Annotated in this window: 16 protein-coding genes and 4 pseudogenes; 8 read left to right on the forward strand and 12 right to left on the reverse strand. The window is 64.1% G+C overall.

Going from position 1 to position 23,295, the window contains the following annotated elements; translation table 11 throughout:
• Positions 1–31 precede the first annotated feature (31 nt).
• On the forward strand, positions 32–478 hold the full coding sequence (locus HK436_RS01590; protein ID WP_173186822.1) for a YqhG/Tai3 family protein: 447 nt from the start codon (positions 32–34) through the stop codon (positions 476–478).
• Between the two features lie 15 nt (positions 479–493).
• Positions 494–2,535, forward strand: a pseudogene (locus HK436_RS01595) (oxidoreductase).
• Between the two features lie 4 nt (positions 2,536–2,539).
• Here the strand turns inward: HK436_RS01595 and HK436_RS01600 are convergent.
• Positions 2,540–4,606 carry a putative bifunctional diguanylate cyclase/phosphodiesterase gene (locus HK436_RS01600; protein ID WP_173186824.1) on the reverse strand — a complete coding sequence of 689 codons (2,067 nt, stop codon included), beginning with the start codon at positions 4,604–4,606 and terminating at the stop codon, positions 2,540–2,542.
• 298 nt (positions 4,607–4,904) lie between these two features.
• Here HK436_RS01600 and HK436_RS01605 point away from each other — a divergent pair, with 298 nt between their 5' ends.
• Positions 4,905–5,729, forward strand: coding sequence for a transporter substrate-binding domain-containing protein (locus tag HK436_RS01605; RefSeq protein WP_173186826.1), 825 nt, complete (start codon positions 4,905–4,907; stop codon positions 5,727–5,729).
• Positions 5,730–5,835: 106 nt separating this feature from the next.
• The gene (locus tag HK436_RS01610; protein WP_312860454.1) at positions 5,836–6,777 is read left to right on the forward strand and encodes an amino acid ABC transporter permease; all 942 of its coding nucleotides are present in this window, start codon (positions 5,836–5,838) and stop codon (positions 6,775–6,777) included.
• An 8-nt stretch (positions 6,778–6,785) separates the two neighbouring features.
• On the opposite strand, the gene HK436_RS32770 is transcribed toward HK436_RS01610, so the two are convergent.
• Positions 6,786–7,961: a GGDEF domain-containing protein gene (locus tag HK436_RS32770; protein WP_173186827.1), complete on the reverse strand. Its 1,176-nt coding sequence runs from the start codon at positions 7,959–7,961 to the stop codon at positions 6,786–6,788.
• Positions 7,962–8,132: 171 nt separating this feature from the next.
• Between HK436_RS32770 and HK436_RS01620 the strand changes: the two genes are divergently transcribed.
• From HK436_RS01620 to HK436_RS01630, 3 genes are all read left to right on the forward strand, one after another.
• Entirely contained in the window at positions 8,133–9,317 is a 1,185-nt protein-coding gene (locus HK436_RS01620; RefSeq protein WP_173186829.1) for a glycine C-acetyltransferase, read from the forward strand.
• A 298-nt stretch (positions 9,318–9,615) separates the two neighbouring features.
• Positions 9,616–11,442, forward strand: coding sequence for a DNA mismatch repair endonuclease MutL (gene mutL, locus HK436_RS01625; RefSeq protein WP_173186831.1), 1,827 nt, complete (start codon positions 9,616–9,618; stop codon positions 11,440–11,442).
• Positions 11,443–11,505: 63 nt separating this feature from the next.
• Positions 11,506–11,736, forward strand: coding sequence for a DUF2093 domain-containing protein (locus tag HK436_RS01630; protein WP_173186833.1), 231 nt, complete (start codon positions 11,506–11,508; stop codon positions 11,734–11,736).
• Positions 11,737–11,739: 3 nt separating this feature from the next.
• Here HK436_RS01630 and lpxK read toward each other — a convergent pair whose 3' ends face one another.
• The 6 genes and pseudogenes from lpxK to HK436_RS01660 all read right to left on the reverse strand — a co-directional run bounded on the left by lpxK (position 11,740) and on the right by HK436_RS01660 (position 17,404).
• Positions 11,740–12,774 carry a tetraacyldisaccharide 4'-kinase gene (gene lpxK, locus HK436_RS01635; protein ID WP_173186835.1) on the reverse strand — a complete coding sequence of 345 codons (1,035 nt, stop codon included), beginning with the start codon at positions 12,772–12,774 and terminating at the stop codon, positions 11,740–11,742.
• Positions 12,775–12,782: 8 nt separating this feature from the next.
• A complete protein-coding gene (gene waaA / locus HK436_RS01640) occupies positions 12,783–14,108 on the reverse strand; it encodes a lipid IV(A) 3-deoxy-D-manno-octulosonic acid transferase (RefSeq protein ID WP_173186837.1) in 1,326 nt (441 codons plus the stop codon).
• On the reverse strand, positions 14,105–14,890 hold the full coding sequence (locus HK436_RS01645) for a lysophospholipid acyltransferase family protein (protein ID WP_173186839.1): 786 nt from the start codon (positions 14,888–14,890) through the stop codon (positions 14,105–14,107). The genes waaA and HK436_RS01645 overlap by 4 nt, the downstream gene beginning before the upstream one ends.
• 33 nt (positions 14,891–14,923) lie before the next feature.
• Positions 14,924–15,160, reverse strand: a complete 237-nt coding sequence (locus HK436_RS01650; protein ID WP_173186841.1) for a DUF4170 domain-containing protein — start codon at positions 15,158–15,160, stop codon at positions 14,924–14,926.
• 117 nt (positions 15,161–15,277) lie between these two features.
• Complete coding sequence (locus tag HK436_RS01655) at positions 15,278–16,060, reverse strand: 3'(2'),5'-bisphosphate nucleotidase CysQ (protein ID WP_173186843.1); 783 nt, start codon at positions 16,058–16,060, stop codon at positions 15,278–15,280.
• 1 nt (position 16,061) lies between these two features.
• Positions 16,062–17,404: pseudogene (locus tag HK436_RS01660) on the reverse strand (TldD/PmbA family protein).
• 194 nt (positions 17,405–17,598) lie between these two features.
• On the opposite strand from HK436_RS01660, the gene HK436_RS01665 reads away from it, so the two are divergent.
• On the forward strand, positions 17,599–18,972 hold the full coding sequence (locus HK436_RS01665) for an MATE family efflux transporter (protein WP_173186845.1): 1,374 nt from the start codon (positions 17,599–17,601) through the stop codon (positions 18,970–18,972).
• Between the two features lie 16 nt (positions 18,973–18,988).
• Here the strand turns inward: HK436_RS01665 and HK436_RS01670 are convergent.
• The 4 genes and pseudogenes from HK436_RS01670 to rsmD all read right to left on the reverse strand — a co-directional run bounded on the left by HK436_RS01670 (position 18,989) and on the right by rsmD (position 23,293).
• Positions 18,989–19,764, reverse strand: a pseudogene (locus HK436_RS01670) (patatin-like phospholipase family protein).
• 136 nt (positions 19,765–19,900) lie between these two features.
• A complete protein-coding gene (locus HK436_RS01675) occupies positions 19,901–21,265 on the reverse strand; it encodes a M16 family metallopeptidase (protein ID WP_244648446.1) in 1,365 nt (454 codons plus the stop codon).
• A pseudogene (locus HK436_RS01680) lies at positions 21,262–22,570 on the reverse strand (M16 family metallopeptidase). The gene HK436_RS01675 and the pseudogene HK436_RS01680 overlap by 4 nt, the downstream one beginning before the upstream one ends.
• 168 nt (positions 22,571–22,738) lie before the next feature.
• Entirely contained in the window at positions 22,739–23,293 is a 555-nt protein-coding gene (gene rsmD, locus HK436_RS01685; RefSeq protein ID WP_173186847.1) for a 16S rRNA (guanine(966)-N(2))-methyltransferase RsmD, read from the reverse strand.
• Positions 23,294–23,295: the final 2 nt, after the last annotated feature.

Below are 23,295 nucleotides of genomic sequence, written 5' to 3' on the forward strand. Positions count from 1 at the left end.
TTGCCCACACCCACCTGCACGGAGCGTACGCGTGAAGAAGCTGTTCGGCCCCCTCCTGGCAATCGCGGCCGTGTGGTCGCATCCGGCATGGGCCGGACCCGCAGCCGATGCAGTCGGCTATTTTTATTCCGAGGGGATCGGCATGGAGGCGGATGAATCGAGCCGGGGCCGCTTCACGGGACCAGCGAAGGCCTATCTCGACGCCAGCGATCGCGCCTTCGACGAACGGGAGGAGATCTGTCTCGATTTCGGGCTTGCCGTCGACGGGCAGGATTTCGACCCTACGGAAATTGCAAGCACGCTGGAGCTTGACGAGACCGCCAATGACGGTGCGGCGATCGTGGTCGCACGCTTCACGAATTTCGGCCAACCACGCGAGATCGAGTGGACACTGGTTGAGCAGAACGGCACCTGGAAAGTCGCCGACATCGCCAACGAGGCGGCGGGCTGGCGCGTGAGCCAGTTTGTGTGTGAATAGGCGCTCCACATCAGCATGACGACCGACCCCCTTCTCCAGCCGTATCGCCTGAAGCATCTGACTTTCAAGAACCGGCTGATGTCGACGGCCCACGAACCGGCCTATTCGGAGGAAGGCCTGCCGAAAGAGCGCTATCGGCTCTACCATGCCGAAAAGGCGAAGGGCGGGATCGCCCTGACGATGACCGCGGGCTCGGCAATCGTGTCGCGTGACAGCCCTGCCGCGTTCGGCAATCTGCAGGCCTATCGCGACGAGATCGTGCCGTGGATGACGGAGCTGGCGGAAGCCTGCCACGAGCACGACTGCAAGGTGATGATCCAGCTTACCCATCTTGGGCGGCGGACCGGGTGGAACAAGGCGGACTGGCTGCCGGTACTCTCCGCCTCGCCGGTGCGCGAGCCCGCTCACCGCGCCTTTCCGAAAGAGGCCGAGGACTGGGACATAGAACGCATCATCGCCGACTATGCCTCAGCGGCCCAGCGGATGCAGGCCGCAGGCCTCGACGGCATCGAGTTCGAGGCCTACGGCCACCTGATGGACGGGTTCTGGTCGCCGGCCACCAACCATCGCGATGACGACTACGGCGGTGCGCTCGAGAACCGGATGCGCTTTTCAAACCGGGTTATCGACGCGGTGCGGGAGGCCGTCGGACCGGATTTCGTAGTCGGCGTGCGCATGGTAGCCGACGAGGACCTCGCAACCGGGATTTCGCGAGAAGAAGGCATCGAAATCGCGCGACGCCTGGCTGGGTCGGGCAAGATCGATTTCCTGAACATCATCCGCGGGCACATCGAGACCGACGCGGCGCTGGCCGACGTCATTCCGATCACCGGCATGCGCTCGGCACCGCATCTGGACTTCGCGGGTGACGTGCGTGCGGCAACCGGCTTCCCGGTATTCCATGCGGCCCGTATCTCCGACGTCGCGACCGCACGGCATGCCATCGAGGCCGGCAAGCTCGACATGGTCGGCATGACCCGTCCGCACATCGCCGACCCGCATATCGCGCGCAAGGTCGCGGCGGGGCAGGAACATCGCATACGGCCCTGCGTGGGCGCGACCTACTGCCTCGACCGCATCTATGAGGGCGGCGAAGCGCTGTGCATCCATAATGCCGCGACGGGACGCGAGGCGACGATACCGCATGTGATGACACCTACCGAGGGTATATTGAAGCGCGTCGTCATTGTCGGCGCCGGTCCCGGGGGCTGGAAGCCGCACGCGTGGCTGCGGAGAGAGGCCACGCGGTGACGGTGCTGGAAGCGTCCGGCAAGGCGGGCGGCCAGATCAATCTGGCAATCCAGAACCCGCGCCGGCGTGAGCTGGTCGGCATCGTCGACTGGCGGCTTTCCGAACTGGAGCATCTCGGCGTCACCATACGCTACGACTGCTGGGCGGAGGTAGAGGACGTGCTGGCGCTGGAGCCGGACGTGGTGGTCGTTGCAACCGGCGGCCTGCCGCAATCTCCTCCGCTCGAAACGGGCGAGGAACTGGTGACATCAAGCTGGGATCTTCTGTCGGGCGCGGTCAAGCCGGCGGAAAGCGTGCTGGTCTACGACGACAATGGCGGCCACCCCGGCATGAGCGTCGCGGAAGTTGCCGCGAATGCCGGCGCGCGGGTTGAACTAGTCTCGCCCGAGCGCTTCTTCGCGCCCGAGATGGGCGGGCTCAACCACGTGCCCTACATGCGCGCCTTCCATGAGAAGGATGTCACGGTCACCATCAATACGCGGCTCGTCGCCGTGCGCCGTGACGGCAACAAGCTGGTGGCGACGCTCGGCTCCGACTTCGCCCAGGGATGGCGCGGCGAACGACTGGTCGACCAAATCGTGGTCGAGCACGGCACCATGGCCAATGACGAACTCTATCATGCGCTCAAGCCGCTGGCGAAGAACGGCGGCGCGGTCGACTACGAGCGGCTGGTGGGCAACGGTGCGATTTTCCCCATCGCGAATCCAGATGCAGCCTTCATGTTGCTGCGCATCGGCGACGCCGTTGCCTCACGCAACATCCACGCGGCGATCTATGACGGCATCCGGTTCGCTATGCGTATCTGAACCGTCAAGCCATCGTGCCCTGAACGACCGTCAGAACTGGACGGCGCGGCGAGCGTGCCACGAGCCAGTCGCGCGTCTGCGCATCCGGCATCGGAAACGCGATCGAATAGCCCTGCACCTGCTCGCAGCCGATCGACAGCAGCGCCGAAAGCTCCTCCTCAGTCTCCGCGCCTTCGGCGATGATGGAGATGCCGAGGCCGCGAGCCAACTCCGTGATCGCGCGGACGATCTTCGAATTGTCGCCGTTCAGGTTGATGTTCTGCACAAACCGTCGGTCGATCTTCAGCCGGTCGATCTCGTTGGGATTGACGTGGCTAAGCGAGGCATAGCCAGTGCCGAAATCGTCCAGTTCGAGATGCACGCCGGCTGCGCGGATCATCCTCAGCTTTGATGCAATGCCGGTCTTTTCGTCGTCCAGAATGACGGATTCGACGATCTCCAGCGACAGCTTCTGCGCCGGAAGGCCGGCATCCTCGAGCGTCTTGAAGAGGAAGCGGGTGAAGTCGGGTTCACGCAGCTCCATTCCGGAGACGTTAAGCGCTAGGCGCCCGAATTGCAGCCCGGCGCGATGCCACGATGCCGCTTCCTCGATTGCCTTGCGCATGACGATGCGGCCAATGCGCGGCATTTCGCCCGCCTTCTCGGCTACCGGGAGAAATTCCACCGGCGGGATCATCCCGCGTTCGGGGTGATGCCACCGCAGCAGCGCCTCGACACCGGTTATCGAACCGTTGACGAGCGAGACCTGAGGCTGGAAGTAGACACTGAAACCGTCATTGGCGATCGCATCGGCAATGTCGCGCTCGAGCTGCTTGCGGTGTTCCAGCTCGCGTCGAAGCTCATCCGAGAAGAAGGAGAAGGTGCCGCCGCCCTGCTTCTTGGCCGCATAAAGCGCGAGATCGGCGTGCACCAGCAAATCGCCCACATTGTCAGCATCGACGGGATAGACAGCGATGCCGGCACTCGCGCCGCAGAAGATGGTAGCGCCTTCGTAGACGATCGGCTCATTGAGTCGCGTGAGTATGCGCCGCGCCAGACTGTCTATGTCTTCCGGATTTCCGGCGGCCGGCATGACCATGACGAACTCGTCGCCGCCGAGGCGGGCGCATATGTCGGAGGCACGGCACGAGGACCGCATACGCTCGGCAGTGGTGACCAGAACAAGGTCGCCAGCCGCATGTCCGAGCGTGTCGTTGATCTGCTTGAAGCGGTCGAGATCGATCTGGATAACCGCCAGCCGTTCCTGACGCCGGTGAGATGCCTTGATGAGCGTATCGAAATGGTCGCGCATGAAGGCTCTATTATAGAGACCTGTAAGACCGTCACGGACGGCAACCATGGCCATCGAGTTGCGCGCGTCGACAAGTTCGCTCGTGCGGCGGCGGATGATCTCCGTCACCGGCCGGAAGATGAACAGCACGACGAGACCTATGACCGCCAGCGTCGCCGCAAACAGCATGCGATGGACCGCAAGCATCCGCGCCAACATGTCCTGCGAATGCGCGGCAAGTATGTTGCCCAGGGCCGTGTAGCCCGCAAGCGTGGCGGTGGCGACTGTTTCGTCCAGCACCGTATTCTCGATGGCCCGGTTGTCGGTCGGGCCTACGCCGGACGGTTCGAGCCGCAACCCGAGCGATTTCAGCAAGTGCCTGCTGCTGCTAGAGAGGTTCGCGGAAAAATGGGCGAGATGGTGAGGACTGTCGTTCAGCACCCGATCAGCGTTGACACCGGCTTCATTTTCCTCAACCCGAACCTGCGCTACGATTGCCGAATAGTTGGAATCGAAGCGGTCGGTTGCAGCGCGCAGCGAGGCAAGCAATGGCAGCCGGTTGTCGGGCGCAGCCAGCCGCGCTTCGCTGGCAAGGAATACAATCCGCTGCGAAAGTGCTTTCTGGTCGTCGACAAGATCCAGCAGCGTTTCGTCGCGCTGGTGTGCGCCGATCCGCTGCTGAAGCAGCATATAGCCTGCGAACACCATGGCGGCGATGATGAGCGCTGCCATCCAGTAAGCGGCCTTGATGGTCAGGATCAGTCTGTCCGATCCCGATATTGGCTGATCCGTAGACGCCATGGAATGGAAATCCCCCTGTAGTGCTGTTGCCCGCGCTTTTGGGGGAATCCTTGCCGGAGGAGACATTAACGGAACTGCGCATCGCGGCCACGGCGCGTGCAAATGGCCGTTTTTTCTGACCTGCTGGTTAGCGTAGAATTCCGCCAATCGCTCGAATTGCGCGCAATCGTCTCCCGATCGGGACAGCAGGGCTTTCACTTCCACGTGCTTCCGCCTTAGTCTGAGGGTTGTGATAGCCGGGACGACAAAAACGGGAACGCGACCGGCAGAGATGCGAAACAGCAATGGGAGACGACCTATGACGATGACCAGACTGCCGCTCGTGGCGGCCGCGATCGCATTCCTGGTTTCACCGGCCGTGGCCGGTGAAACCCTGGACCGGGTGACGAGCACTGGAACGCTGACGATGTCGTCAGACCCGGAATATCCGCCGCAATCCTTCCTGAACGACGCCAACGAGATGGACGGCTTCGACGTCGACGTCGGCAAGGAGATCGCAAAGCGGCTCGGTGTGGAGCTCAAGATCGTCACGCCGGCCTGGGAGGTCATCACCGCCGGCGGCTGGGCCGGGCGATGGGACATGTCGGTCGGCTCGATGACCCCGACGGCCTCGCGCGCGGAGGTGCTGAGCTTCCCCGCAGTCTATTATTACACGCCGGCGTCGTTCGCCGTGCACACGGATTCGTCCGCGGCAACGCTTGCAGACCTCGACGGCAAGGTGATCGGAACCTGCGGCGGCTGCACCTACGATGCCTATCTCAACAAGGATCTGGTGATCGACGCGGAGGGCGCACCGCCTTTCGAATATCAGGTGACCGCGGGCGAAATCCGCACCTACGAAACCGACACCAACGCCTTCGACGACCTGCGGCTGGGCGACGGTGTGCGCGTGGACGCCGTGTTCTCGGCGCTGCCAACCATCCAGGAAGCGATCAAGAACGGCTACCCTATGAAAGTAGTGGGCGACCCCGCTTTCTACGAACCGCTTTCGGTGGCAACGGACAAGGGTGACGCCGAATTCGATGCGAAGATCGCCGAGATCGTCGGCGCGATGCACGAGGACGGTACCCTCACGGCGCTCTCGGAGAAGTGGTATGGCGTCGACCTGACCACGGCAGAGTGAGGTGACGGCAGCAGCAAGCCGGACGGGATCGCGCGAAGATCAGCCCGCGCGATCCTGGCACGACGCGGCAAGGCCATCGCGCGGCGAGGCGATCGCAATTGCGTGCGTGGCTATATTACTCATCTGGCTACAGCTCGGCGGAACGCGTATCGGCGGCCTGATTGCGCCGCTGACCGGTGGCGCAACTGGCGAAGGCGCGGAACCGGGTTGGGGGCTTCATGTGCTGACGGGGCTTCTCGTCGCCGGTGCGGTCTGGGCAAACATCATCGTTCTGCGGCTGCTGCCCTTCCGGCTGCAAGTGATGATCGTGTGGGCGGAGCTGCTGTTGCTGTTCGTCGCCTTCGTCAACAGCTTCAACCGCGATTTCGGCATCTGGTTCGAGCAGAGCCAGGACGGCGTTTCCAACATCGCCTACATGATCACCACCGGCGCGGTCACCACGCTCTACGTCTCGGCGATCTCCATCGTCGTGGCCTGCATTTTTGCCATGACCGCCGCCCTCGCCCGGCTCTCCAGCTTCGGCCCGGCCTATGCGGTCTCGACTTTCTACACCTCGTTCTTTCGCGGCACGCCGCTGCTCCTGCAGGTCTACCTGATCTATCTGGGCCTGCCGCAACTCGGCCCGCAATTCGCGCTCGACGCGGTGCCGTCGGGCATACTCGCTCTGTCGCTATGCTACGGCGCCTATCTCGCGGAGATCTTCCGGGCGGGCATACTGGGTGTACCGCACGGTCAGCACGACGCAGCCAAAGCGCTGGGCCTGCCGCCACGACTGACCTTTCGCAAGATCGTCTTTCCACAAGCGATGCGCCTGATCGTGCCGCCCACAGGCAACCAGTTTATCGCGATGCTGAAGGATTCGTCGCTGGTGTCGGTGATGGGGGTGTGGGAACTGACGCGCACTGCGCAGATCATCGGGCGGCGGGATTTCCGCGTCTTCGAGATGCTGATCGCCGCCGCGATCATCTACTGGGCGCTGTCGATCTGCTTCGAGCTGATCCAGGCACGCATCGAACGCCACTACGGCAAGGGCCACGAGAGGCGTTAGCCGCCTTGTCAGGCGACGTTGCGGTTCCCTTCAACATCGCCACCGATGCAGACCCGGTTACGGCCTTCCGACTTTGCGCGATAGACGGCCACGTCGGCCTGCTCCATCAGCGCCGCCAGTGATCTGGTCTCGTCCGCGCCGCGGACTGCGAGCCCGATGCTGACCGTGACATCCCGTTTGATCCGCGCCCTGCGGGCCGACTTGAGCGCCTCGATGTTGACGCGCATCCGTTCGGCAATGGTCGACGCCTCTTCCGCGCTCACTCCATTCAGAACGACTGCGAACTCCTCCCCGCCGAGGCGGGCGAGAAGATCCACATCAGGGCGAATGCTGCGCTCCAGCGCGGCGGCAACCGCGACGAGGCAGGTGTCGCCTTCGACGTGACCGAAGCTGTCGTTGTAGGATTTGAAGTGATCTATATCGACCACGAGGAGCGCGCAGCGGCCGCGTACGGCCCGCGCGAAACTCATCAGTCGGCGCCGATTGGCAACGCCGGTAAGCGGATCGGTGTGGCTTTCGATCTCGAGCTGCCGGTTGGCGGCCTCCAGTTCCGCACCACGATCCTTGAGCCGCTCGGCCAGCCGCTTGTTTTCCATCGACAGATGCAGCGCATTGGAAAGCTGGTCGCCGAGAGCCCGGCCTATTATGATCGCGAAGGCGCCCATCAGGAAGAAGCCGGAAGCGATGAGCCACTTGAACTGCAACGTGCTGAGCGCGAGGCCGAGCGCATAGGTCCAGAAGATCGGCAGGTGGAAAAGGTTGTAGGCCCTGAGATAGACGACAGACGGGATCGACACCGTGACGGCCGCCATTCCGATAGACAGCGTAAGTACAGCCTGGTTCTCGTTGGCGAATGTCAGCATCCAGGCGCCACCGACGCCCCAGGCCAGCCCCGACACAAGGTGCATGACACAGACGAAGCGGGCCCAGGACCTCGCACCCCAACGTTGCGGACGATTGCGGGCGTAAAGCACGGTCGACACGAGATTGGTAACCGCAACCGCGGTGATGACGAGCTGCCAGGCGATCAACGGGATGGCCGTGGAGGGCGACCAATAGACATAGACGGCGAAGAGCGCGCCAACGAGGCTCAAAAACGACGCGGGCGACGAATTGAGCATCGCATCCATGCGCATCTTGAGGATGGCGTCGTGTTCTTCGTTTTCTGCCTGTGTTTCCGCCACCGCGACCCGCCTCTACTTCCGCCATGTAAGCTTAGGCAGCCAATCCTAATATTTGCTTGCCCCGCGTCTCCGCGCATCGGCTGCCACAGCTTGCACTCCGCAGATCGGATTGCTGGTGGATTTCGAACCGCGTCGGCGCAAGACTCGGCCGATACCGATCGGAGGCGAATCATGACGCAGGATTTTATCGCACATCTTTCCCGAGAACTCGCGGGGCTGGAGGATTCGGGGCTCTACAAATCGGAACGCGTCATCTCGTCCATGCAGTCTGCCGAGATAGAAGTCGGCGGTCGCAGGGTCCTCAATTTCTGCGCCAACAACTATCTCGGACTTGCCGACAGCGAGGACCTGCGCGATGCGGCCAAGGCCGCTCTCGACCGCTACGGCTACGGCATGGCGTCCGTGCGCTTCATCTGCGGCACGCAGGAGGAGCACAAGCTGCTCGAGAAGCGCATCTCCACATTTCTCGGCATGGAGGACACGATCCTCTACTCCTCCTGCTTCGACGCCAATGCCGGCCTGTTCGAGACCCTGCTTTCCGAAGAGGATGCGATCATCTCCGATGCGCTCAACCATGCCTCGATCATCGACGGTGTGCGGCTCTCCAAGGCCCGGCGCTACCGCTATGCCAACAATGACATGGCCGAACTGCGCGCGCGCCTAGAAGAGGCGAAGGATGCACGGTTCCGGCTGATCGCTACCGACGGCGTTTTCTCGATGGATGGCATCATCGCCAATCTGCGCGGCGTTTGCGATCTCGCGGAGGAGTACGGCGCCATGGTGATGGTCGACGACAGCCATGCGGTCGGCTTCGTCGGCGCCCGCGGACGCGGTTCGGTCGAGCATTGCGGCGTCGAGGGGCGCGTCGACATCATCACCGGCACGCTGGGCAAGGCTCTGGGCGGCGCATCGGGCGGCTATACATCCGCGAAGAAAGAGGTGGTGGACTGGCTGCGCCAACGCTCGCGTCCCTATCTCTTTTCCAACACATTGATGCCGGCGATCGCGGGCGCTTCCCTCAAGGTCTTCGACATGATCGATGACGGCGACGCGCTGCGCGACAAACTCAATGCCAACGCGGACCGATTCCGCAAAGCGATGACCAAGGCGGGCTTCACGCTGGCCGGCGCGGACCACCCAATCATTCCGGTGATGATCGGCGATGCCGCGCTGGCCGGAGACATGGCCGCGAAGATGCTGGAGCGCGGCATCTACGTGATCGGCTTCTCCTTCCCCGTGGTGCCGCGTGGGCAGGCCCGCATCCGCACGCAGATGTCCGCAGCGCATTCGTTCGACGACATCGACCGAGCGGTGGAAGCGTTCGCCGAGATTGGCGGGGAGTTGGGGGTGGTCTGAGCGACCCGAGGGATTTGGTGAGATATCCCACCACGTCATCCCGGCCGACCGAGCTTGCGAGGGAGAGCCGGGACCTATTGGTCCGAACATCATAAAGAACGGCCCGGTCCTCGCATCGGCGAGATCAAACGCCGTCGCTAACCCGGAACCCGGCCGCGCCGCTCAATGGGTCCCGGCTCCGCAGTCGCTTCGCTCCCTTGGCCGGGATGACGGCCTGGATGTCATCAATCCGACACGATCACCTCTTGGCCTCCTTCCGACCTTACCTTGGCCCTGCGAATCCCGCTAGAATGGCGCCATGAACATCCGCCAGCTTTCAGAGACCGTCATCAACCAGATCGCCGCCGGTGAGGTGATCGAGCGCCCGGCCAGCGTGGTCAAGGAACTGGTCGAGAACGCGCTGGATGCGGGCGCCTCGCGCGTTGAGATCGCGACAGCCGGCGGCGGGCTTTCGCTCATCCGGGTCACCGACGACGGCGGCGGCATGGATGCCGGCGACCTTGCCCTTTCCATTGCACGGCACTGCACGTCGAAGCTTTCCGACGACATTCACGACATCCGTTCGCTCGGCTTTCGCGGCGAGGCGTTGCCTTCCATCGGCTCGGTCGGGAAACTCTCGATCCGCTCCCGCCCTGCCGATGCAGACACCGCGCACGAGATCGCGGTCGAGGGCGGCCGCATCGTCCCGGTGCGCCCGGTGGCGGGTAACCGCGGCACTCTGGTCGAGGTGCGCGACCTGTTTTTCGCCACCCCGGCACGGCTCAAATTCATGAAGGGCGAGCGTGCCGAGGCGACGGCCGTCGCCGACGTCGTGAAGCGCATCTCGATCGCGTTCCCCCATGTACGGTTCACGCTGTCGGGCACCGATCGCTCGACGCTGGACCTTGCCGCGTGCGGCCAATCCCGCGAAGGCTTGCAGCAGCGTATCGCACAGGTCATCGGCCGGGAGTTCGCCGACAACGCGCTGGCCGTCGAGGCGATGCGGGACGACGTGCGGCTGTTTGGTTACGCGTCGATCCCCTCCTATACCCGCGCCAATTCGCTACACCAGTATCTCTACGTCAATGGGCGCCCGGTGCGCGACAAGATGCTGGCGGGCGCGATCCGCGGCGCTTATGCCGACGTTCTGCCACGTGATCGCCATGCCGTAACGGCGCTGTTCATCGAACTCGATCCGGCGCTGGTGGACGTCAACGTGCATCCGGCCAAGGCGGACGTGCGTTTTCGCGATCCGGGCATGGTGCGCGGGCTGATCGTCGGCTCGATCCGGCAGGCTCTCGCCCAGGCAGGCATCCGTCCGGCCACCACCGCCGCAGGCGCGATGATGGACGCGTTCCGGCCAGGCGGCACGGGCGGCGGGAGCCAGCCGGCATACGCCCATGCGGGATCGCAGGCCTATGCCGCAGCCGGCTTCGATATGGCAGCCTCACCGCACCGCCCGCTGAACGGTGGGTTTGCCGAGGCTGCGCAGGCGATTTTCGATACGACGGCCCCGAGCGCGGATGCACGTGCCGGCGTTGCCGAGCCGATGCCCGAAATGACGGGGAGGCCGCTCGGAGCCGCTCGTGCGCAGGTGCACGAGAACTACATCGTGGCGCAAACCGACGATTCACTTGTCATCGTCGACCAGCATGCCGCGCATGAACGGCTGGTTTACGAGGCGCTGAAGCAGGCGCTTGCCTCGCGCGACGTGCCCGCGCAGATGCTTCTCCTGCCGGAAATCGTCGACATGTCGGAAGAAGATGCCGAGCGGCTCGCCTCGCATGGCGACCTGCTGCGCCGCTTCGGTCTCGGGGTGGAACGCTTCGGTCCCGGCGCGGTTGCCGTGCGCGAGACGCCCGCGATGCTGGGCGAGGTCGACGTGCAGCGGCTGGTGCGAGACCTCGCCGACGAAATCGCCGACACAGATACGGTGGAAACCCTCAAGGAACGTCTCGACGCGATCGCCGCCACCATGGCCTGCCACGGCTCGGTCCGGTCGGGCCGCAGGCTTCGGCCTGAGGAGATGAACGCGCTGCTGCGGCAGATGGAAGCGACACCCGGCTCCGGCACCTGCAACCACGGTCGGCCGACCTATGTGGAGTTGAAGCTCTCCGACATCGAACGGCTGTTCGGCCGACGCTGAGCTGCCGGCTTGACCTGACAACGGTTTTATGGCGGTACAGGCGCGTTGCGAAAGGCGAATGAGATGAACCGTTTCGAAGGACCCGGCGGCAAGGAGGCTCGCATCCGCTATCTGGATGGCGACTTCCAGGTTCTTACGCCGGGCGCGTTCGTTCGCTGCGCCGTCACCGGCGAACCGATCCCGCTGGACGAACTGAAATACTGGAGCGTCGCGCGGCAGGAGCCCTATGCGAACGCGGCCGCCTCGCTTTCCCGCGAGATCGAGGTCAACCCCGAGCTTCGCAAGCGCGGCTAGGACCTACCGCGCCTCGACGCGGCGCAGCCGCCACGCTTCAAGCGTCGCCTCGATGATGGCGCGCGGCGCGCGGGCAACCTCGAACACCGTTTCGATCTCGATGATCTTGACACGTTTGCGCAGCGCGGAGAGCGCCTCGCTGGCGTGGTCGAGCCGCACGGCATCCTTGGCGGTGGTGACGATCTCAAGGCCCTGCGCGTCGGCTGTCGCGAGAAGGTCCTGCGCGTCGAAATCCGAATAGAAATGATGATCGCCGAAACTTTTCGCGATCTCGATCTGGCCGCCGACCGCCGTGACAGTGTCGAAGAATTTCTGCGGCTCGCCGATGCCCGCAAAAGCCAGGCAGCGCGCGCCTGCGATGCCTTCGGGCGCAGCCGGCTTTATCGATGCTTCGTGGAACGGTCTCGCGGCGCGGGCTGCCTGACGAAGCACCACATCTGCGCCCGGTCCGTCGCCGACCTTGAGCACGCTGTCGGCATAACGCATCTGGTCGACGAGTGCCGCCCGCATCGGACCTGCGGGAATCGTGTAGCCGTTGCCAATGCCGCGGCGCGCATCGACCACGATCAACGCATGATCGATATGAATGCGGGCGCTCTGAAAACCGTCATCCATGATCAGAAAGTTGCAGCCAAGATCGATCAGCAGCCGTGCGGCGGCGGACCTGTCGGTGCTGACGGCGACCCGTGCCGCGCGCGCCAGAAGCAGCGGTTCGTCGCCGACATGGCGCGCGCTATCGTGATGGGCATCCACGAGGTGCGGTTCACCCGCGACCGATCCGCCGTGTCCGCGAGACAGGATGCCGGGTTTCAGCCCTATCGTGGCGGCTTCGCGCGCCAAGGCGATCGCAACCGGCGTCTTGCCGGAACCGCCGACCGTCAGGTTGCCGACGCACAGCACCGGCGCATCGACCTTTTCGCGTGGCGCATTCAGAAGCCGTTTGCGGGCAACCGCACCGTAGATCGCGGCAAACGGCCATAGCCCCCAGGCGCGCCAGTCGGGCTTACCCCACCAGAAGGGCGGCGCTTCGCTGACCATGGCCGGCCCTAGCACCCGCTGCCGTTGACGGCGGTGCCCAACCGCGCCTGAACGATGAGGGGATGGATGTAGGGCTCAAGCGCCTGCAGCGTCTTGGCGAGGGAGCCACGCATCTCCTCGACCGTGCGCATGCCCGCGTCCATCATCTTGCGCCGCTCCGGCTCATTGTTGAGCAGGAAATTGACCGCACCCGCCAGCACATCCTTGTCGCGCACGAACCGGGCACCGCCGGCGGCCGCGAGCTTTTGATAGGATTCGCGGAAATTCTGCACGTTTCGGCCAGCCAGCACCGCCGTCTCGAGCATGGCCGGCTCCAGCGGGTTCTGGCCGCCTTGTCCGGTCAGCGAGCGCCCGACAAAGGCAATCTCGGTAAGGCGCAGATAGAGCCCCATCTCGCCGATTGTGTCGCCGAGGAAGATGTCCGTGCCCGATGAAATCTTGTCGCCGAGGCTGCGGCGAGCCACGGTCAGTCCCTTTTCGGCGCAGGCAGCGGCGATAGCATCGGCGCGCTCGGGATGGCGAGGGACAATCACGGTGAGCAGATCCGAATGACGGCCCCGCAGCAGGGTATGCACATGAACCGCCGCGTCCTCCTCGCCGTCGTGCGTGGAGACTGCGGCCCAGACCTTGCGGTTACCGATCTCGCCCTTGATCCGCGCCAGAACCTCGGCATCGACGGGCGGTGGCACCGTGTCGACCTTGAGATTGCCGGAAACCGTAACGGGGCGCGCACCGAGCTTGTGGAAGCGCTCGGCGTCCACCTCCGACTGGGCAATCACATGGGCGAGGTTCTCGAGCAATGCTTCCGCGATGAACCCACGCTTGCTCCAGCTCGCGAACGAGCGATCGGACAGCCGGCCATTGACCAGCACCTGCGGCACCCGCCGCGCGCCCAGTTCCAAAATGGTCATCGGCCATATCTCGGATTCGGCGATGATCGCCAGATCGGGCTGCCAATGGTCGAGAAACCGGCTCACTGCGGGTTTCAGGTCGAGCGGCACATACTGGTGGATGATGCGGTCGCCGAGGCGTTCCTTAGCGACCTGTGCCGACGTGACGGTGCCCGTGGTGAGCACGACATTGATGCCGAAATCGACGATACGCTCGATCAGCGGCGCCACTGCTATCGTTTCACCGACACTCGCCGCATGCAGCCACACCAGCGGCCCTTCCGGGCGGGGCAGGCCAGCGCGGCCGTAGCGTTCGCGCCGGCGGTTGTGTTCTTCCTTGCCCTTGGTCGCGCGCCAGGCCACATAGCCGCCGATGACGGGATAAGCGGCTGCGCCCGCCCATCTGTATGCTGTCAGCAGGGTGCGGGCCCAGCGTTCACTCATCGCGGGCCGTCGACCAGTTTATACGCCCGCTCGGTCGCCGCGTTGAGCGATGCGGTCACCTCGCGCCGCTTTGCCTCCATCATTTCAGCATCGGCATCGGAAGGCACGTAGATTTCCTCCCCGACCGCCAGCGCGTGGCGCCCGAAGGGCAGGTTGATCGTGGTCTTGTCCCAGCTCCGCTCCAGCACCTTGCGGCGGCTGGTGGCAATCGCCACAGGGACGATGGGCCGGCCGGATACCTTCGCCAGCGTCACGATGCCGAGCCCGGCCTGGCGCGGCGTGCCGTGCGGAATATCGGCAATCATCGCCACGTTCATCCCGCTGTCGAGCGTCTTCTTGAGCGTGATGAGCGCCTTGGCGCCGCCCTTGTCGGCCTTGGTCCCTTCACGGCCGCCCGAGCCGCGCACGATGCCGAAGCCGAGCTTCTGTGCAACGAGCGCGTTGAGCTCGGCATCGGCACTGCGCGAGAACATGGCAACCAGCTTGTGGCGGCGCGGATTGACCGCCGGCCCCAACAGGTGCTGACCGTGCCACAGGGCCCCGATTGCTGGAGACAGTGCGGCAATGCGTGGTGCCGGATCGTCGGACCCGGCAACAGCCGGATTGGTCCAGTAGATGAATTTGACCAAGCCCGCGATGAGCGTCGCCAGCAGATGCTTCACGAATGTCGATCGGACGAGCGGCTGCCTAATCTTCTTCCAGGTGGCCTTGAAGACGCCCGGCTTGGACTTGTGCGCCTGCGCGCGCGTCTCCGGCAGGGGTGAAACGGCGTTGTCGTCCATGCGTATCGTTATTCTTGTTGTTGTCGTTCTGGCTTATTTGGCCTGCGGGTCGAGCAGACGATGCAGGTGGACGATGAAATAGCGCATATGAGCATTGTCCACGGTCGCCTGCGCCTTTGCTTTCCACGCAATTTCGGCGGATTTGTAGTCGGGAAAGATTCCGACGATGTCCAGCTCGTCGAGATTGCGGAAATCAACGTTGGACAGCGACGTCAGCTCGCCGCCGAATACGAGGTGTAGGAGTTGCTTGCTTCCGGTGTCTTCGGCCATATCGGTCACACATGTCTTGGGTGGAGCAGCACCCCGGCGCGGGGGCGGCGCCGAGGCGATGGCAATTCCTCTAGAGGAATTCGTTACGTTTTGAAACCGTCGCGTGAAGGCGCTGCGTCATTCCGCAACCGCTATTACCTGCGCCATATCATGCAGCAGCTTGCCGCTGCCGGCCGCCAGCGCGCCGTGGCGCGGATCAGCGCCGGCATAGAACGGCGCTTCGCGCCTATCATTGACCACGGCACCGCCCGCACGGCGCAGGATCAGATCGGCGGCGGCAAGGTCCCAGTCATGGGAATTGGGCTTGACGAAGGTTCCGTCGAGACGCCCGCTCGCCACCATTGCCAGCCGATAGGCAAGCGATGGAATGTATGCGATCTCCGGGCCGGCACGCATATAAGCGGGCGCACGCGCCAGAAGCTGCTTGGGGCCGGCGACGCGCGGGCGTTCGCCATGGCCGGCGACGGCGATCACCTTGCCGTTGCACATCGCCGGACCGCCAGCGGCCGCCTCGTAGATCTCCTGCTTGGCCGGGCAGTCGAGTACGCCCGCCATGGCAACGCCGTTCTCGACCACGGCGACGGAAACGCACCACGTCCGCCTGCCCGCGATGAAGGCGCGCGTGCCGTCGATCGGATCGACCACGAATGTGCGTCGCGCTGAAAGCCGATCAAGATTGTCGACCGTCTCTTCCGAGAGCCAGCCGTAGGAAGGTCGCGCGGCGCGCAGCGTTTCGAACAGGAACCGGTCGACGGCAATGTCGGCGGCGGTTACCGGAGACGAGCCGTCCTTGAGCCAGGCCTCCGGCTCCTTGCGGAAATAGCGCATCGCGATCTCGCCGCCCTCCCGCGCCGCGTCGCGCAGCAGCGCAAGGTCAGCATTCAGATCGTCAACGACCATTTCATTCGCCTGCAAGCGTCATCCCTTCGATAAGAAGCGTCGGCGCGGCCGTGCCGAAATTGCGATCGAGGTCGCTGGCCGGAACCATGTTCAGGAACATGTCCTTGAGGTTGGCGGCGATCGTGACCTCGGACACCGGCCAGGCGAGTTCGCCATTTTCGATCCAGAAGCCCGAAGCGCCGCGCGAATACTCCCCGTCACCATGTTTACGCCCTGCCCGAACACTTCGGTGACGTAGAATCCGGACTTGAGCGAACGAATCATCTCTTCCGGCGACTGGTCACCGGGCTCGATCGCCAAGTTGGTCGACGATGGGGACACCGATGACGATGCACGCACACCGCGCCCGTTGGTCTGCAGCCCGAGCTCGCTTGCAGCAGAGGTCGAGAGAAACCAGTGACCGAGCACGCCGCGGTCAACCATGGTCATGCTCTCGCCCTGCACGCCTTCACCATCGAACGGCCTGGAGGACTGGCCGCGCAGCTTGAGCGGATCGTCGGTTACCGTGATGCCGGCTGACGCCACCTTCTTGCCCATCATATCGCGCAGGAAGCTGGTCTTCCGCGCCACCGACGCGCCATTTATGGCGCCCGCCAGGTGTCCGGCGATGCCACGCGCGACACGCGGGTCGTAGATGACCGTCACAGGGCCTGTGCGTGCCTTGCGGGCACCGAACCTTCTAGTTGCGCGCTCGCCCGCCTTGCGGCCGATCTCGGCAACCGCGGCGAGGTCTGCGAAGTGGAGACGGGACGAATATTCGTAGTCGCGCTCCATGCCCGTGCCTTCGCCAGCGATCACACTGACGGAACGCGAGAAGCGCGTTGCCATGTACTCGCCAAGAAAACCATGCGAGGTGGCGAGCACCAGCCCGCCCATGCCCACCGACGCGCCGGAACCGCTGGAATTGGTGACGCCTGATACGGCCATGGCCGCCTCTTCCATCGCAAGCGCATCTTCGCGTAACTTTTCCGCCGACAGTTCCGTCGGGTCGAACAGATCGAGGTTGCGGATCGAACGTGCAAGCAGCGTCTGATCGGCAAGCCGTTGATGCGGATCTTCGGGCGAGGCCTTCGCCATCGCCACCGCACGTTCGGCAAGCGACGCCGGATCGGACGCGGCATTGGCTGAAACGCTGGCGGTGCGATTGCCGAGGAAGACGCGAAGCGAGACGTCGTCGCTTTCGGCTGCCTCGGTGTTCTCCACCTTGCCCAGCCGCACCGAAACGCTGGTCGACCGCGAACGGACAGCAACGGCATCGGAAGCATCGGCCCCGGCACGCTTCGCAGCGTCCACAAGCCGCGCAACGAGATCGGCGAGGCTGCTGGAATCGATCTTCTGGTTCATCAAAAAGCTCTGGTCCTGCGGATACGGGAGGTGTCTGGCGGTATGTAGCCTCCATCTATGGCCATGGGTTGCGCGTTGCAATGGCTGGCGGAGACGCCAATTCGTGGTAGGAGCGATAAACACCGCGCCCGAGTCCGATGCCAGCACCCGCATCCGCCACATCTACACAGGCCAAATTCGTCACAGGATCGACGATGCGCCATGTCGCCGTGATGACAGCGACGGGCTCGGTGGGTCTGGTCGCCATCTTCATCGTGGATGCCCTCAATCTCTTCTACATTTCGATGCTCGGCGTGCAGGAGCTCGCAGCGGCAATCGGCTTTGCCAGCACGCTGATGTTCTTTACCCTGTCGGTCTCCATCGGCCTGACAATTGCGGCCTCGGCGCTGGTTTCGCGCGCACTCGGACGCGGCGACCGGGCGGAAGCCGCGCGCATGGGCGGCGCGGCGATGATGTTCATGGGCCTGACGACGGGCGTCATCGTGCTGGCCATCTGGCCGTTCCTCGATCCGCTCGTCGGTCTCCTGGGCGCAACGGGCGAGACCCGCCAGCTAGCGACGCGGTTTCTCCAGATCGTGATCCCGTCGTCGCCGCTCGTCTCCATGGGCATGTGCGCAACCGGCATCCTGCGTGGCGTCGGCGATGCACGGCGCGCCATGTATGTGACGCTGGCTGGCGGCGCGGCGGCTGCGGTGCTCGACCCCATCCTCATCTTCGGGTTCGATCTTGGGCTTGACGGCGCGGCGATCTCGACGGTGCTGTCGCGACTGGTCCTGCTCGCAATCGGTATCCATGGCGCGCATGTCGTGCACCGACTGATGGCGCTGCCCGGCCCGCGCAAGATGGTGGCGGCAGCGCGGCCATTCTTTGCGATCGGGATACCCGCCGTCCTGACCCAAATCGCAACGCCCGTGGGCAACGCCTATGTGACGATCGAGATGGCGCGCTTCGGCGACGAGGCGGTCGCAGGGTGGGCGATCATCGGCCGGCTCATCCCTGTCGCGTTCGGAGTGATTTTCGCGCTTTCCGGCGCTGTTGGACCGATCCTTGGCCAGAACTACGGCGCGCGGCGCTACGATCGCCTCAACGCCGCCCTGCGCGATGCGCTGGTCTTCGTCACGCTCTATTGCCTGGGCGTCTGGATGCTACTCGCCCTGCTGTCGACGCCGGTCGCCGATCTTTTCGGCGCTGTGGGCGAAGCGCGCGAGCTCGTTATCTTCTTCTGCCTCTTTGTTGCGGGCAGCTTCCTTTTCAACGGCATGCTGTTCGTGGCGAATGCCGCCTTCAACAATCTCGGCTTTGCAACCTATTCTACGGTTTTCAACTGGGGACGGTCGACGCTGGGCGTGATCCCGTTCGTCTGGGCGGGCGCGCAGCTTTACGGAGCCAAAGGGGTCATCGCTGGCTGGGGTCTCGGCGCGATCGTGTTCGGCATCGTCGCCGCCGTCGTGGCCTTTCGCGTCGTTCGCGGCATCGGCGACAAGCCACCGGCTGAAGATGACGTGCCGTCGCCGCCGCCTGCCGCCAACTCGCCCTTCTCCACCGGTAAGGCGGCGACACTTCAATAGCGACGGGGAGCGATGCTCAGGCCGCGTCCTTCTCGAAGCGCTCCACCGCGGCGCCGACGGCCTGTTTCAGCTCGTCCTTGATGGAGGCTGTCTCTGCCATGACGCGGTCGACCTTGAGGAAGTCCAGCGCGCGGAAGTGCGACACGGGCGGACGCAGCAGTATCTGCGGACGGCCCTGTTGCAGCTTAAGTGCGATAATCGACTGCATCATGATCTGGCTGGCGCCGAATACGAGATCGAGCGAGTTGGGCTTGGCACGGCGGTCATGCACCGGCGAGCCCACAACGTCGATGGCGATCAATATGTCGGCCTTGCCTTCGAGCAGGTCGAACGGGACGGGATTGGCTATACCGCCGTCGACCAGGATGCGACCCTCATGCCTGACCGGGCGAAACACGGCTGGAATGGCGCGGACGCCGCGACCGCCTTGTAAAGATCACCGCTATCGAAGATCGTTTCCCTGTGGGCGAAGAAATCGGTCGCCGTCACCTGCAGCGGAATCTGCAGTTCCTCGAAGGTCTCCGGAATGACCGGCGGCAGGAACGCGTGGATGATGCGCTCTACATTGAACTGCGTGAGACCCACCCCGCCGGAAACCATCTCCGAAAAGCTTCCCGGACGTGCGCGCCACATGCGCGCTGCCACCTCGGACCGTCGCCCGAGTATCGAGTGCGCATAATCGTGGATCTCCTTGCCCGACATTCCGGCGGCCATGCCGGCGCCCATAATTGCCCCGATCGACGAGCCGGAAATCGCCACCGGCCTGATGCCGAGTTCGTCGAGCGCCTCGATGACGTGGATATGAGCAAGGCCTCGCGCACCACCGCCGCCGAAGGCGACCGCAAAGGTCGGGTCACGACCTTTCTCGAGCTGCGGCGCGCCGCTTTCCGTGGCGCGCTCGGGGATCGAGGCTTCCATAGCCTTCCTTTCAGCCGCCGTCTGCCGCCTCCGGACCTATCACCAGTATCGCAGGTTCGGCAATAAGCAGGCGACGGGCAGCCGCCTTGACCTGATCGAGCGTCACGGCGTTGATGTAGCCGACCCGGCGGTCGATGTAGTCGATGCCACGATCGTCGAGCTGCAATTCGACGAGCGTCCGCGCGATAGCCGCCGACGAATCGAGATTGTTGATCGGATATGCGCCAATCAGATAGGTCTTGGCGCGCTCCAGCTCTGCCTCCGTGGGGCCCTCCTGCGCCATCCCGCGCACCACGTCGCGAATGAGTTCGAGGGTTTCCTTCGCCCGATCGGCGCGCGTGGACGTGCCGATCGTCAGCATGTCGGCGTATTCGCCGGTATGAAGGCCGGAACCAACGCCATAGGCAAGACCGCGCTTTTCCCGCACCTCGTCGAACAGGCGCGAAGAGAAGGTGCCGCCACCAAGGATGTGGTTCATGAGAAAGGCTGGGAAGAATTCCGGATCGTCGCGGGCAATGCCCGGATAGACAAGCTGGATCGTCGCCTGCGGCAGGGGATAGGCGTAGGAGATTTTCTGGTCCAGCTTTGGCGAAACGTGTTCCACCGGCAGCAGCTCGGGTTCCTGCGGCAGGTCGCCGAACACCTTGTCGAGCATCGTCTTGAGGGTTTCGGCATCGATGGCACCGACAACGCCAATGCTGACGTTCGAGCGCGCGAAGGTGCGCGCATGCAGCGCCTTCAGGTCCTCTGGCTTTACCGAGCCGAGCGTCTCGTCGGTCCCGTCCGAGCGGCGTGCGTAGGGATGATCGCCGTATAGCGCGCGGGCGAATTCTTCCTGCCCCAGCGATTCCGGATCGCGCATGTCGCGCTGGATGCGCGTCATGATCTGGGCGCGGATGCGGTCGACCGGCTCCTGGTCGAAACGCGGGTTGTTGACGGCAAGCCGCAGAAGGTCGAACGCGTCGTCGCGCCCCTCCTCGAGCACACGCATCTGGCCATAGACGGCATCGCGCGTGGCGTTGAAGCTCATTTCCGCGCCAACCTCGTCCAGCCGTTCCTGAAAGGCGTCGGCATCGAGATCGCCTGCACCCTCGTCGAACAGGCCAGTCATGAGCGTGGAGACACCCTCCTTGCCCTCCGGGTCCTGGGTGCTGCCGCCATTGAAGGCAAACCGCACGGAGATGATCGGCACGGTGTAATCTTCCACCAGCCAGGCCTTGACGCCACTGTCGGAGGTGACCTCCTGGATGTCGACGGCCGCGCGCGCCGGAAGGACGGCCGGCAGCGTGAGAAACATCAACGCCAGAAGAAGCGTCGTCAGCGTCAGCGTGAAGCGATTGGCCTGCATTGAGGGGGTTGCCTCCGTCGCGTTCATGAGCGGTCATCCTTTTCGGGCCGCAGATAGCCGGTCACAGACCGGCGCTGATCGAGGTAGCGCGCGGCGACCCGCTTCACGTCGTCGGCGGAGACGGCGTCGATGCGCTCTGGCCACTCCAGAACATCCTCGACTGTCCCTCCGGTCGTCAGTGTCGAGCCGTAGATACGCGCCATGCCGGACTGGTCGTCGCGGGCGAAGATCATGGAACGGGTCGCCCGTTTCTTGGCTTTCGCAAGCTCGTCCTCGGAAATGCCGTCTTCTGCGACTTTCGCGATCTCCTCATCGATCGCGCGCTCGACGTCCTCGATCGTGGAGTCGCCGCGCGGCGATCCGTAGACGACAAACGCCGTGTCATCGAGCGACGTGCCCTGATAGTAGGCGCCGGCCGACGAGGCGATGCCCTGCCGCACGATCAGTTCCTGATAGATACGGCTGCGCATGCCGCCGCCAAGTATTTCGGACAACAGGTCGAGCGCCTCGGCCTCGCCGTCCTCGGCGGTCGTGTAGGAAGGCACGACCCAACGCTTGAGTAGCTCGCCACGCCGACGCGCGGGTCCGACATCTCGACGATACGGCTCGTGTTCTGCTCCGGCTCCACCGGGCGTATGCGCGGCGGCAGGTCCGGGCCGCGCTCGACAAGCCCGTATGTCTCCTCGGCAAGGTTGCGCACGGTCGCGGCATCCACGTCGCCTGCTACGACCAGCACAGCATTGTTCGGCGCGTAAAACCGGTCGTAAAACTCGGTCGCGTCCTCCCGGTTGAGCTGCTCGATCTCCTGCATCCACCCAATCACGGGAAAGCGATAGGGATGGTTCTGGTAGAGCGTAGCGTTGACTTCCTCGCCATGCAGCGATTCAGGGCTGTTCTCGACCCGTGAATTGCGCTCCTCGATGATGACGTCGCGCTCGGGCCCGATCACGTCATCCGTGAGGATGAGGTTGCGCATCCGGTCCGCCTCGAACTCCATCATGGTCTTCAGCTCACCCGGCGCGACCTGTTGGAAGTAGGCGGTGTAATCATAGGAGGTGAAGGCGTTCTCGCGCCCCCGATCTCGGCGATACGGGCGGAAAACTCACCGGGGCCATGATTGCTGGTGCCTTTGAACATCAGATGTTCGAAGAAGTGGGCGATGCCCGATTTGCCCGGTTCCTCGTCGGCGCTGCCGACCTTGTACCAGACCATCTGGGTAACGACCGGCGCGCGCCGGTCGGGGATCACCACGACCTCGAGCCCGTTGTCGAGAGTGAAATGCTCGACCTGCGGCGCTTCCTCTGCGGTGGCAAAGGCAAGCGGGACGGCCATGAACGCAGCGGTGAGCACTGCCCTGAAAGGCGCGCTGGCACCGCGGCCGGGAATCAGCATCATGAAAGCTTCCTTCTCCAGAGACCCTGCGAGACTTAGCGCCTGCGGCGATGCAAGCAATCGCGGCGGCACTAACATCTGCGTCATCGGGCGCAACCGTGACGAAAGTCAGGCGCGCTCGCAGAAAGTCACGGTGGTGTCGCCATAGTCGCGGCGCTGAACCAGTTTCAGCCCCGCGGGCGGATGGAATGGGGATCCGCTCGCCTCCTCCACCATCACGAAGGCTTGTTGCCTGAGCCAGCCGCCGGCAATTGCCGAGGCAAGCGCGCGTTCACCCAGTCCCTTGCCGTAGGGCGGATCGGCAAAGACGATATCGAAAGGCTGGATCGTACCCGTTTCGCCGAGCGCGGTTGCGTCGCGGCGGAATATCTTGGTGCGGCCCTGAAGCCCCATCGCTTCGACATTGGTGCGGATCAGGCCACGACCTTCGGCTGATTCCTCGATGAAGAGGCAATGCGCCGCGCCGCGCGACAGCGCCTCGATGCCAAGAGCACCGGTGCCCGCGAAAAGGTCGAGCACGCGCGCGCCTTCAAGCCGCACCGACTGGCTGTGGGTGATGATGTTGAAGACCGCCTCGCGCGTGCGGTCCGTCGTCGGCCGGATCGCATCAGAACGCGGCGCGGCCAACGGGCGCCCGCGCAATTCGCCCCCGACGACGCGCAAGC

Origin of the sequence: Neoaquamicrobium sediminum (assembly GCF_013240295.1) — a bacterium.
GTDB lineage: Bacteria > Pseudomonadota > Alphaproteobacteria > Rhizobiales > Rhizobiaceae > Aerobium > Aerobium sediminum.

Coding starts and splice junctions, on each gene's coding strand:
- HK436_RS01600 (WP_173186824.1), bottom strand. CDS start 4,606: ATGGCGTCTACGGATCAGCCAATATCGGGATCGGACAGACTGATCCTG.
- HK436_RS01605 (WP_173186826.1), top strand. CDS start 4,905: ATGACGATGACCAGACTGCCGCTCGTGGCGGCCGCGATCGCATTCCTG.
- HK436_RS01620 (WP_173186829.1), top strand. CDS start 8,133: ATGACGCAGGATTTTATCGCACATCTTTCCCGAGAACTCGCGGGGCTG.
- mutL (WP_173186831.1), top strand. CDS start 9,616: ATGAACATCCGCCAGCTTTCAGAGACCGTCATCAACCAGATCGCCGCC.
- HK436_RS01630 (WP_173186833.1), top strand. CDS start 11,506: ATGAACCGTTTCGAAGGACCCGGCGGCAAGGAGGCTCGCATCCGCTAT.
- lpxK (WP_173186835.1), bottom strand. CDS start 12,774: ATGGTCAGCGAAGCGCCGCCCTTCTGGTGGGGTAAGCCCGACTGGCGC.
- waaA (WP_173186837.1), bottom strand. CDS start 14,108: ATGAGTGAACGCTGGGCCCGCACCCTGCTGACAGCATACAGATGGGCG.
- HK436_RS01645 (WP_173186839.1), bottom strand. CDS start 14,890: ATGGACGACAACGCCGTTTCACCCCTGCCGGAGACGCGCGCGCAGGCG.
- HK436_RS01650 (WP_173186841.1), bottom strand. CDS start 15,160: ATGGCCGAAGACACCGGAAGCAAGCAACTCCTACACCTCGTATTCGGC.
- HK436_RS01655 (WP_173186843.1), bottom strand. CDS start 16,060: ATGGTCGTTGACGATCTGAATGCTGACCTTGCGCTGCTGCGCGACGCG.
- HK436_RS01665 (WP_173186845.1), top strand. CDS start 17,599: ATGCGCCATGTCGCCGTGATGACAGCGACGGGCTCGGTGGGTCTGGTC.
- HK436_RS01675 (WP_244648446.1), bottom strand. CDS start 21,265: ATGAACGCGACGGAGGCAACCCCCTCAATGCAGGCCAATCGCTTCACG.